General features: G+C 64.7%; 9 protein-coding genes. 3 read left to right on the plus strand and 6 right to left on the minus strand.

The window, feature by feature from the left end; all coding sequences use genetic code 11:
- Positions 1–158 precede the first annotated feature (158 nt).
- The 6 genes from rlmM to QMX78_RS16855 form a co-directional block, all read right to left on the minus strand.
- Complete coding sequence (gene rlmM / locus QMX78_RS16830; protein ID WP_282271684.1) at positions 159–1,214, minus strand: 23S rRNA (cytidine(2498)-2'-O)-methyltransferase RlmM; 1,056 nt, start codon at positions 1,212–1,214, stop codon at positions 159–161.
- A 162-nt stretch (positions 1,215–1,376) separates the two neighbouring features.
- Positions 1,377–1,937, minus strand: coding sequence for a nucleoside deaminase (locus tag QMX78_RS16835; RefSeq protein ID WP_282271686.1), 561 nt, complete (start codon positions 1,935–1,937; stop codon positions 1,377–1,379).
- A gap of 265 nt (positions 1,938–2,202) precedes the next feature.
- Complete coding sequence (locus tag QMX78_RS16840; protein WP_282271688.1) at positions 2,203–4,479, minus strand: TonB-dependent receptor; 2,277 nt, start codon at positions 4,477–4,479, stop codon at positions 2,203–2,205.
- A 233-nt stretch (positions 4,480–4,712) separates the two neighbouring features.
- Entirely contained in the window at positions 4,713–5,453 is a 741-nt protein-coding gene (phbB, locus tag QMX78_RS16845) for an acetoacetyl-CoA reductase (protein ID WP_282271691.1), read from the minus strand.
- A 31-nt stretch (positions 5,454–5,484) separates the two neighbouring features.
- Positions 5,485–6,813, minus strand: a complete 1,329-nt coding sequence (locus QMX78_RS16850; RefSeq protein ID WP_282271698.1) for a CitMHS family transporter — start codon at positions 6,811–6,813, stop codon at positions 5,485–5,487.
- Between the two features lie 42 nt (positions 6,814–6,855).
- On the minus strand, positions 6,856–8,025 hold the full coding sequence (locus QMX78_RS16855) for a porin (RefSeq protein WP_282271700.1): 1,170 nt from the start codon (positions 8,023–8,025) through the stop codon (positions 6,856–6,858).
- A gap of 192 nt (positions 8,026–8,217) precedes the next feature.
- On the opposite strand from QMX78_RS16855, the gene QMX78_RS16860 reads away from it, so the two are divergent.
- The 3 genes from QMX78_RS16860 to QMX78_RS16870 are packed head-to-tail and all read left to right on the plus strand — an operon-like array spanning position 8,218 to position 11,328.
- The gene (locus QMX78_RS16860) at positions 8,218–8,907 is read left to right on the plus strand and encodes a response regulator transcription factor (RefSeq protein WP_282271692.1); all 690 of its coding nucleotides are present in this window, start codon (positions 8,218–8,220) and stop codon (positions 8,905–8,907) included.
- Positions 8,894–10,279, plus strand: a complete 1,386-nt coding sequence (locus QMX78_RS16865; RefSeq protein ID WP_282271694.1) for a sensor histidine kinase — start codon at positions 8,894–8,896, stop codon at positions 10,277–10,279. Before QMX78_RS16860 ends, QMX78_RS16865 begins: the two co-directional genes overlap by 14 nt.
- Positions 10,276–11,328: an ABC transporter substrate-binding protein gene (locus QMX78_RS16870; protein ID WP_282271696.1), complete on the plus strand. Its 1,053-nt coding sequence runs from the start codon at positions 10,276–10,278 to the stop codon at positions 11,326–11,328. The genes QMX78_RS16865 and QMX78_RS16870 overlap by 4 nt, the downstream gene beginning before the upstream one ends.
- Positions 11,329–11,468 lie beyond the last annotated feature (140 nt).

Consider the following 11,468-nt stretch of genomic DNA (forward strand, 5'->3'; position numbering starts at 1 on the left):
GCCATGCTCGGCAGAGGCTTTACCTGAAATGCCCATGCCGAGCATGGCTCGGCACTACAGGGGATGCTCCAGCTGGAAGCGCAGGCAAAAGCTGCCCTCATCCCAACCCCTCTCCCGTGAACGGGAGAGGGGCTTTCAATCTAGAGCGGGGCCTCGAATCAAGAGCCTTTGGGCCGCGGGGTCACGAATACCGTGATTTCCTCGCGGTCGTGGTACAGCTGCTTGGCGCGGATCGTCAGCGGCTTGTCTGCCTTTTCGGCAAACAGATCCAGGCACAGGCGCGTTTCATCCCAGCGCTTCTTCATCGGCAGCTTCAGGTTGAAGATGGCGTGCTTGCACCAGCCTTCGCGCAGCCAGGTGCCCATGCGCTCGGCCACCCGGCGCGGCTGTTCCACCATGTCGCAGACCATCCAGTCCAGCGGCGTTTCCGGTTGCCAATGGAAACCGTCGGCGCGCAGGTGCTCGACCAGGCCGGTATCCAGTACATGCTGGCGCAGCGGGCCGTTGTCGATGCTGCTCACATGCAGATGCTGGCGGGTCAGTACCCAGGTCCAACCACCCGGTGCCGCCCCGAGGTCGGCCGAACGCATGCCAGGCACCACCAATGCTTCGCGTTCTTCCGGCGTAAGCAGGGTCATGAACGCTTCTTCCAGCTTCAAGGCCGAGCGCGAGGGGGCGTCCGGCAGCAGCTTCAAGCGTGGAATACCCAACAGCCACGGTGCACTGTCGCGGGTATCGGAGACGCAGACAAAGGCATGCGTACCATCGACGAACACCACATGCAGGCGCGGCAGCTTGCCGTTGGGCTTGTCGGTGAGCAGGCCGCCTTTGCGCAGCGCCGGGCGCAACGCATTGCCGAAGGCGCGGGCCAGGCCAGCCAGCGGTTTGCCGGCGTCCGAATCGGGATGCTCGACCCACAGATCACCAAACCGTTGCTGGCCTTCCAGCGCGGCAATGATCGGGGTGATGCGATCCGTGGCATCGAGCTGTGGCAGCTCGGCGAGAATCCGCAGCTTCTGGCGGGCGAAGATCAGCTCGCGCCAGGGCAGGCGCTGGTCCAGCGCTTCGGCCTCATCCGTGACGAACACCACGTAGCCATCGTTGCGCTGGGTACGGGCGTAACCGGCAATGCCGGCATGGCCTGCACGGTCGTTCAGTTCGCCGGCCAGTTCCGGTTCAAAGCCTTGGCGGCAGTAGCAGAGCAGGCCGGTCATGGAAATCCTTGGTGTGGAGCGGGTGGGCTTCTCCTTCTCCCGCCGGGAGAAGGTGCCCGCAGGGCGGATGAGGGTAGGTGATGCCTCGGTAGCAGACTGCATGAGAACTGCCGGACCCTCACCCCAACCCCTCTCCCGCAGGCGGGAGAGGGGCTTTCAGAATCAGTAGCGTGCGCCGTCGTTCTTGCCGTAGCTGTGCAGCACGGCGCGAGCGTCGTCGCGGTTGATGCCTTGCACGACCTCGATGCCGCGCTTGTTCAGCTCACCGGCCCAATCGGCCGGCAACGGGCCTTCGTCGAACGGGGTGAGTTCTTCCACGTCGGCGGCGCAGGCGCCGATCAGCAGGCGGTCGATGCCGGCCCAGACGGTGGCGCCATAGCACTGGCAGCAGGGCTGTGAGGACGTAGCCAGGGTGACCGGCGACAGCAGCGCGTTCAGGCGCGGGGTGTTGAGCTTCTGCTGGGCCAGCATGTACGCCATGTTTTCGGCATGTGCCAACGAGGTGGCATGCGGCACCACGCGGTTCACCGCGGCGGCGATCACCTTGTGGTCGGGGCCGAATACCACCGCGCCAAACGGGCCGCCACTGGCGTGTTCAACGTTCAGCCGCGACAGCTCGATGGCCAGCGCTACCTTGTCCGCATCGCTGGTATAGGCGCGGTCGCAGTCGACGGCGTCGTGGATCCAGACGGGGAGGGTGAGGTGAACCTGGGCGTGCAGCATGATGATGACCGGCGTTGTGGCAAAAAACGGCGGCCAGTTTAGCGGACTGGGGCGCTGGGGCGGGCTTGCTGGCTTGGGTTGTTCAGGTGTGGGGGCCGGTAGGCAATGATCTGTAGCGGAGCCGGGTTCAGCCCCCTCCCTTTCGCGCAGCGAAGGGGAGGGCTGGGGAGGGGTTGGCTTTTGCTTTGGGGTTTGCGGTTGGCGCGAAAAGCACCCCTCCCCAGCCCTCCCCTTGGCCTTTGGCCAAAGGGAGGGAGCCAAAGGCTTAGAACTCCGCGCCCACCGTCATGAAGATCTGCCGCGGGGCGCTGGCGTGGATGGAATAGCGGGTGCCGGTGGGGTCGGTCGGGGCGAACGAGCTGAGCTGGCCGGCGTAGCGCTTGTTGGTCAGGTTGGTCACGTTCAAGGACACCTTGACGTTCTGCAGGCCCAGGCCGGGGCCGAAGCTGTAACCGCCGCCGGCGTCGAAGGTGGTCACGCCCGGTACCGACTGGTCGTTGGTATAGGTGTAGTAGCGCTTGCCGGTGTACTTGCCGCGCAGGCTGGCGAACCAGCCGTCACGGTTCCAGCTCAGCTCGCTGGAGGCCATGCGCTGTGGCGTGTCGACCGTGATCTTGCCGGCCACCGGCACGATCGCACCGCCGGAGATGTAATCGTCCTCGTAGGTGGTCTTGTTCCAGGACAGCGCGTTGTACCACTGCAGGCCCTGCGTCGGCTTGAGGATGAAGGTCAGTTCCGCACCCTGGCTCTTCACCGAGCCGACGTTGATGAAGCGGGTGATGCACTCCGGTCGCGTGCCGACTTCGATGCTGGTGCAGGGGTTGAGCGAGAGCAGGCGGTTGTCGAACATCACGTGGTACGCAGCCAATGAAGCCTGATACTTGCTGCCGAAGGTGCGGAACCCGGCCTCGAAGGTCTTGGACTTCTCCGGTTCCAGGCCGGCGCTGGCGGCAAACGACTCCGGCGAAACCTGCAGCGGGCCGCCGCTGCCGCCGCCGACGAAGGCGGCGATGTTCTCGGCATAGGAGGCGAACAGCTCGTTGTTGGCATTGAGCTTGAAGCCGACACCCAGCTGCGGCAGCAGCGATTCCTTGGCGGTCAGCGTGCCCGACGCGAGCTTCTGCTCGGTGCCGGGTTTGGCGGTTGCACGCATGCGGGTGTTCGGGCTCTTGATGCCGATATCCACGGTCAGGCGTTCATCGAGGAAACGCATGCGGTCCTGCACATAGAACTGCCGCGTGCGGATGTCGAAGTCCTGGTCGAACAGGCGACGGTCCGGGTTCTTGAGGTAGGTGTCGTCGAGGAACGGGCCGTCGATGTAGTAGAAGTTGCGCTCGACGTTGTGGTCGTTCTGCTCGAACCACAGCCCGGCTTCCAGCTCATGGATGCCGACGTTCCACGACAGTGCAGCGGTCAGGCCATGGCGATCAATCGTGTAGTTGGTGCTGCGGATCGAGATCGGCAGCATCTTGTCGGTACCGGGATTGGAAGGCTGACCCGGTGCCCACCAATGGCCCTGGCCACGATTGTCGTGATGGTAGGCAAGCAGCTTGAGGTTGAGTTCGTCACCGAGATGCAGGCTGGCATCGAGCGAATACAGATTGTCATCGCGCAACGCGCGGCTCTGGTAGTACGCATCGTCGATGCTGTTGACGCCGCCAGTGAAGGCGCAGCGCGTGACGTCGAAGGTCGCTGGCGCGCAGTACGCCGCGGCGACGGCGCGGTCCCAATCCGGCGCGTAGATGTTCCAGTCGTAGCCCAGTCCACGCTGCAGCATGCTCTTGGACAGATAGGCGTAGTTGGCCTGGCTTGCCCGCGAGGTGGCAACGAAGGCGCCGAAACGGTGATCACCCACGTTCCACACCGCCTTGGCATTGAACTGGCGGGTGGTCTGGTTCTGGTGCGGTGCGGCCCACATGTCGGCATCCTGATGCACGCCGGAGACATAGGCAGAGAAGCCATTCAGATCGCCGGTATCCACGCGCAGATAGCCACGGCGCTGGTTGTCATCGCCAACGGTGACACTGGCGCGGCCACCGAATACGGTGGACGGATCCTGCGAGAAGTACTGGATTGCCCCGCCGAGGTTGCTGGTCGAGGCCACGCCCAGCGAGCCTATACCCTGCGACAACTCGGCGCCGCCCAGGTTCTCGGCGATGATGGCGCGGGCGATGCTCAGGCCGTTGTAGTTGCCATAGCTGTTGTCGCCGAGCGGGATGCCATCAAGCGTATAGCCCAGGCGGGTCTTGTCGAAGCCGCGCAGGCTGATGGTCTGCGATTCTTCGTTGGCACCGAAGGCGTCGTTGGACTGCACGGAGACACCGGGCAGGCGATCAAGGATTTTCTGGCCGCTGCTGCCCGGCGGCAACACCTGCTTGTCGACTTCACCGATGCGTTGCACCTGGCGGGTCTGGCCCTGGCCGATCACCGAGATGGTGTCCAGCGTCTGCGCGGAGGCGCTGTCGGCGGAGTCTGCTTCGGCGTAGGCGTGGCTGGTGCACAGGGCAAGCGTGATGGCGAGGCTGAGGCGTTTGGAAGTCATGGTCTACCGTTCCGTGGGAGGGCCGGCGCGCGCCGGTAACGGAAGGGTGTCGGTGTTTTGTTAAACCCCGTTTACGGTGTCATCCAATTACGTTGCTTTGCACAGTATTGGTGACGTGATTCCCGTTTGACCGGGCTCGAATCGACTGTTCATTGCGAGCATGGTGACGGTGGGCGCAAAGAAAACGCCGCGACAATGCGCGGCGTTCGCTGTTGCATCCATGGACCGCTGCATCAACCCATGTAGAGGCCACCGTTGACCGGATAATCAGCGCCGGTCACATACGCCGCATCATCACTGGCCAGCCACGCGCACAGCGCAGCCACTTCTTCGGGCTTGCCAAGGCGGCGGATCGGCACCGACGCCGCCAGCCGATCGAGCACGTCCGGCGGGAAGCTGCTGATCGCCTGGCTGGCGATGTAGCCCGGTGAAATGGTGTTGACGGTGACGCCGCGCGCAGCGACCTCGGCGGCGAGCGCGCGGCTGAAACCATGCATCGCAGCCTTGGCCGTTGCGTAGTTGACCTGGCCGATCTGGCCCTTCTGCGCGCTGACCGAGCCGATGTTGATGATGCGGCCCCAGTTCTGGTTGGTCATGCCATCAACCACCTGCTTGCTCAGGTTGAACAAGGTGTTGAGGTTGGAGGCGATCACCGCGTTCCAGTCCTCGGTGCTCATCTGCCGGAACAGCATGTCGCGGCTGCCGCCGGAATTGTTGACCAGCACATCCACTTCGCCCACTTCCGCACGCACCTTGGCGAACGCAGCGGTGGTGGAATCCCAGTCGGCGGCATTGCCTTCGGACACGATGAAATCAAAGCCGAGTTCGCGCTGCTCGCGGATCCAGTTGGCCTTGCGCGGTGAATCCGGCGCGCAGCCTGCCACCACCGTGTGGCCGGCGCGGGCCAGGGATTGGCAGATGGCAGTGCCTACACTGCCCATGCCACTGGTGACGTAAGCGATACGTAGCGTCATGGTGCTCTCCAATGCGTCAGGTAGGTGCCGCTCAGGCGGCCAGTGGATACAGGGCGAACAGCAGGCTGCCGGCCATCAGGATCATGGAGATCAGCACGGCCCACTTCAGGGTGAATTTCTGGTGGTCAGCGAAATCCACCTTGGCCAGACCAACAAGCAGATAGGTCGATGGCACCAGCGGGCTCAACAGATGCACCGGCTGTCCGGCCAGCGAGGCGCGCGCCATTTCCACCGGGGTGATGCCGTAGTGGCCCGCCGCTTCGGACAGGATCGGCAGCACGCCGAAATAGAAGGCGTCGTTGGACATGAAGAAGGTGAAGGGCATCGATGCCACCGCGGTGATCACCGCCAGGTACGGTCCCCAGGCTTCCGGAATCACCGACAGGAAGCCGCGCGACATCGCCTCGACCATGCCGGTGTTGGACAGGATGCCGGTGAAGATGCCCGCGGCGAAGATCAGCGACACCACCGACAGCACATTGCCTGCATGGTTGACGACGCGGCGGCGCTGCTCGGCCAGGTTCGGGTAGTTGATCACCAGCGCGATGGCGAAGCCCACCATGAACAGCACCGGCATCGGCAGCAGGCCGATCACCAGCGCGGCCATCAGTGCCAGGGTCAGGGCGAAGTTGACCCACAGCAGTTTCGGTCGCTTGGTGTCTTCGGCATCTTCCACCGTCGGCAGCGCATCGCTGTCATCGGAGACGGTGGCGTCCATCCACGAGCCACCCTGCGGCAGGGCAACCACACCGAGGCGACGGCGTTCCTTCATGCCCAGGTACCAGGCCAGTGCAAGAATGCCGGCGCAGGCCAGCACCATCGCCGGAATCAGTGGCACGAACACATCGGCCGGATCCACATGCAGTGCTGTGGCAGCACGCGCGGTCGGGCCGCCCCATGGGGTGAGGTTCATCACGCCACCGGCGAGGATGGTCACGCAGGTCATGCTCAGCGCGTTCATGCCCAGCCGGCGGTACAGCGGCAGCATCGCCGACACGGTGATCATGTAGGTGGTGGAGCCATCGCCATCGAGCGAGATCAGCATCGCCAGCACGGCGGTGCCCATCACGATCTTCAGCGGGTCACCCTTGACGATGCGCAGGATGATGCGCACCAGCGGGTCGAACAGGCCGGCGTCGATCATCACCCCGAAGTAGAGGATGGCGAACATCAGCATCACGCCGGTCGGCGCGATCTTCTTGATGCCGTCGAGCATCATGTCATCGAGGCCGGCACCGAAGCCGCCGATCAGGGCGAAGACGATGGGTACGGTAATCAGGGCGACCAGCGGCGACAGTCGTTTGCTCATGATGAGATACATGAACGTCAGGACCATGCCGAAGCCGAGGATGGTCAGCATCATCTGCAGACTCCTTGAAGAGACAGGACGGGAAGGGGGTGTTTAGAAATCGAACTGCAGGCGGCCGGTGACCGCGCGGGTGTGGTCCACGGTGGCATCGGTAAGGCGGTTGCGGTTGCGGCTGTCGATCAGGTTGAGCATGAAGCGCAGGTTGTCGCGCAGGTACCAGTTACCGGCCAGGGTCCAGGCTTCGGTGCTGCCGTTGCGCAGGTCGGGCTGGCCATCAAGGTGCTGGTTGCCGCGCATCTGGTCATAGCGCAGCGCGACTTCAAACGCACCGGGCTTGTGGCGGATGTTCTTGATGCGGGCGAAGCGGCCGGTCTTGCGGTCGTAGCTGCGCGACTCGCCGGTGACGAACCAGCTGAGCATGCCGTAGGCCGCCATCACCTCACCGCGCTGCGCGCCATCGTCGAAGGTGGCGCCGCTGAACTCGCCCTGCCATGACAGCGGGCCGCGCACCTGCGCGTATTCCAGCGACCACTTGTTGACGTCGGTATCGCGACCGGCCGAGAAGTCGACCAAGGTCAGGCGACTTTCATCGGACAGATGGCCGGCCGGGCGCGGGCGGATGCGCAGTGCAGGAACGCCATTCACACCGGGGTTGTCATAGGCCTCGCGGGCCAGCGACAGGCCCAGGTGCAGCACGTCGCCAGCGGCCGGGCTCGGCGCCCAGGTGACGCGCCCCCCGGCGGCGCGGCCCTTCACCTGCCAGGCATCGATGCTTTCCAGACTGTAGACGCTGGCCGCCCAGGTCATGTCGCCAGGGTTGGCCTGCCAGGACGCGCCGAGGCGGTACAGCGGGGCAAGGCTGGTGCCGGCGTTGCCGCGCTCCAGGAAGCTGCCGTAGTTGGAGCCGGTGCGGTCGTCCAGCGAGTAATACTGCTTGAACTGGCCGACGGTCAGGCGGCCGGCATCGCCGAAGCTGCGGCTGACGTAGACGTCCTTGGCCTCGGGGCGGTCGCCGGAGAAGTCAGCTTCCAACTTGTAGTCGACGACGAAGAACTTGCCGGATACATCCAGCCAGGCGCGACGGATCTCGGTGTCATCCTTGTTCGGGGTGCCCCGGTGGTCGTTGTCGAAGCTGGCGAAATCCAGATGCAGGCGGCCGCCGATGGTGGCAGTCACCGGACCTTCGTCTTCTGCGGCCAGCGCTGGAGCGCACAGGCTCAGCAGGACAGCGGCAGCGAGGCTGCGCTTTTGGAAAAAACTCAGTTCCACAAACCCTCCCAGGTGCGCGCCAGGCGCGCGGCAAACATGGGCACCTGCTGGTGCGTGGGCGCAGTCTGGAGGGGACTAGCTGTCATCCGCCTGTCAGGGGTTTGTGCGGCGCAACAATGCGGGCCGGCACTGCGTCTTTGCGGCTTCCGCGTTAGCATTCGCGCCTTCCCGATACTTTCCACCGCGATGCGCCTGCTGCTGGTTGAAGACAATGCGGACCTGGCCGACGCCATCATTCGTCGCATGCGCCGTAACGGCCACGCGGTGGATTGGCAGGCTGATGGCATGGGCGCGGCCAGCGTGCTGCGCTACCAGAGCTTCGATCTGGTGGTGCTGGATATCGGCCTGCCCAAACTCGATGGCATGCGCGTACTGGCGGGCATGCGCGAGCGCGGCGACAGCACACCGGTGCTGATGCTGACTGCCCGCGATGGCATCGAGGATCGCGTGCAGGCGCTGGACGTGGGCGCCGATGACTATCTGGGCAAGCCGTTCGACTTCCGCGAATTCGAAGCCCGTTGCCGGGTGTTGCTGCGTCGCGGCCGTGGCCAGGCCAGTGAGGTGATGCAGATCGGCAGCTTCCAGTTCGACAATGCCGCGCATCGGGTCAGCCTGGATGGCGAGGTGATCGAACTGCCGAACCGCGAATTCCGCCTGCTGGAGATCCTGGTCGGCCGGCTCGGGCAGGTCGTCGGCAAGGACGAGATCGGCAAGGGATTGTTCGGCTTCGACGACGAAGCCGGGCCGAATGCCATCGAGCTGTATATCGGACGGCTACGCAAGAAACTGGCGGCCGCACCAGTGCGCATCACCACCGTGCGTGGCGTGGGCTACATGCTGGAAGCCAGCGACGGCGGTACCGATGGCGACGGCTGAGGTCCGTACTTCCGGTTCATTGCGGCGCACCTTGATGCTGTACCTGGGTGCGTTGCTGGCGGTGTTCGCGGTGGCCTTGTTGTTCGCCGCGCGCGACTACGGGCAGCGTGCGGCGAATCGCTCCTACGACCATCTGCTGGTGTCTTCGGCGCTGTCCATCGCCGATTCGGTGGCGTTGGTGGATGGGCAATGGCAGGTGGATCTGCCATATGCGGCCCTGGACCTGCTGTCGATGGCGGAAGAAGACCGCGTGTTCTACCGCGTGGCCGATAGTCGTGGCCGCACCATCACCGGCTACGAGGATCTTCCCCAGGCACCGCGCAGGAGTGGCAATCAGCCGCAGTTGTTCGATGCCGACTACAGTGGCGAGACGGTGCGCTTCGTGGTGGTCAAACGCAGCTTTGCCGCCGCTTCTGCGCAGGGTGAAGTGCAGGTGCAGGTGGGGCAGACCCGCCGTGCACGCGCCGAGCTGGCGCAGGAAATGGTCAACCGCGCGCTGATCGCCATCGGCGTGTTGTCGGCCTTGTTGCTGGCACTGGTGGCCTTCGGTGTGCATCGCGCGTTCCGTCCGTTGGTGCGTCTGGAGCGCGAGCTGTCGCGGCGCGAACCCTCCGACCTGAAGCCGCTGGACTCGCATGTGCCGCGCGAGATGAACCAGATGGTCGCTGCCTTGAACCGCTTCATGGAGCGCCTGTCCAGCAGCAACGAAACCCTGCGTGCATTCATGGCCGAGGCTGCGCACCAGATGCGCACACCGCTGGCCGCACTGCGCGCGCAGGCACAGCTGGCCCTGGACGAAGAAGAGCCCGAGGACATGCAGCGCAGCCTGCGTGCGATCGAACGCAACGCCACTCATATGAGCCGCCTGCTCAACCAGTTGCTCAGCGATGCCAGCGTGATCCACCGCTCCAACCTGCAGCGCTTCGCACCGCTGGATCTTGTTGAAACCGTGCATCAGGCCCTGCACGAAGCACTGCCGCAGGCAGGCCCGGCACCACGTGTGCAGCTGGCGATCACCACCGGCGCAGTGCAGGTCAACGGCGATGCCTTGCTGTTGCGCGAGGCGATCAAGAACCTGATCGACAACGCGATGAAATACGGCGGCGATGGCCCGCTGCAGATCGCGCTGACCGTGCAGGACACGCAGGCGGTATTGACCATCGCCGACCACGGCCCCGGGATCAGCGCCGCCGATGCCGAACGCGTATTCGAGCGCTTCGGGCGCGGTGAAAACGCGCCTGCCGGTGGTGCCGGCCTCGGGCTGGCCATCGTCAAGCGCGTGGTTGAAAGCCATGGCGGCAACATCGACCTGAGCAACCGGCCCGAAGGTGGTCTGGTCGCCACCATCCATCTGCCAAGGCATGCCGCATGAGCCGCTTGTTGATCCTGTTGCTGGGCGTGCTGTTGGCGCCATCTCTGATCGCCGCACCGGGCGATGTTCAGCGCTTCCCTGCGCAGGGCGTTGCGACCGAACAGCTGCGCATCCACGGCACGACCGATATCGAAGTGTTCGCGGTGGTGATCGCCGACTACCAGCGCCTGCACCCGGGCACCGAAGTTGTTTATGAAGACATCATCACCCAGGACCTGTACGCGCGTTTCCTGCGCGACCGCAACACCGCCAGCACCCCCGATCTGCTGATTTCCAGCGGCATGGATCTGCAGACCAAGCTGGTCAACGATGGCCACGCACTGCCGCACCGTTCGCCGCAGACCGAAGCCGTGCCTTCCTGGGCGAAGTGGCGCAATGAAGCCTTCGGCATCAGCTACGAGCCGGTGGCGATGGTCTACAACACGCGTGCTTTGCCTGCGGAAAAAGTGCCGCACACGCGCCGCCAGCTGCTGGACCTGCTGCGTGCCGAAGGCACGCCGCTGCGCGGCAAGGTCGGCACCTACGATATCGAGCGCAGCAGTGTCGGCTATCTGCTGGCGACCCAGGATGCACAGCGCGGCAGCATCGCCGGTGCCTTGCTCGGCGCATTGGGCGACAACGGTGTGGTACGTGAAGAACGCACCGGCGTGCTGTTGGACCAGGTCAGCAGCGGCAAGCTGTCGCTGGTCTACAACGTGCTGGGTTCCTATGCGCAGGCGCGCATCGATGCCGGTGCGCCCTTGGGCATCGTCGAGCCGGAGGACTACACCCTGGTGGTGCTGCGCACGGCGGTGATTCCGCGCAACAGCCCGCACCCGGCCGAGGCCAAGCGTTTTCTCGACTACCTGTTGTCGGCGCGCGGCCAGCAGGTGCTGTCACGCGAGGCGCGCTTGATGCCGATCATCCGCAACGGCGGTGGTGACAGTGATCCCGGCCAGAACCGGCGGCCGATCCAGCTTGGGCCGGGGCTGCTGGTTTACCTGGATGCGCTAAAGCGCCGCCAGTTCCTCGATGCCTGGCGCAGCAGCGTGGAGCCCAAGCCGCGCTGAGCGTGGCTCAGCGTAGCGGGACGGGATGTTCGCTGGTTGGCGCAGCACCGTAGCCCGGGTAAGCGCAGCGCACCCGGGACAAGGGGATCCAGTTGTCTTCCAGATGATCGGTCACCGATCCCGGGTGCGCTGCGCTTACC

This window comes from Stenotrophomonas sp. PS02298 (assembly GCF_029959445.1).
Lineage (GTDB): Bacteria > Pseudomonadota > Gammaproteobacteria > Xanthomonadales > Xanthomonadaceae > Stenotrophomonas.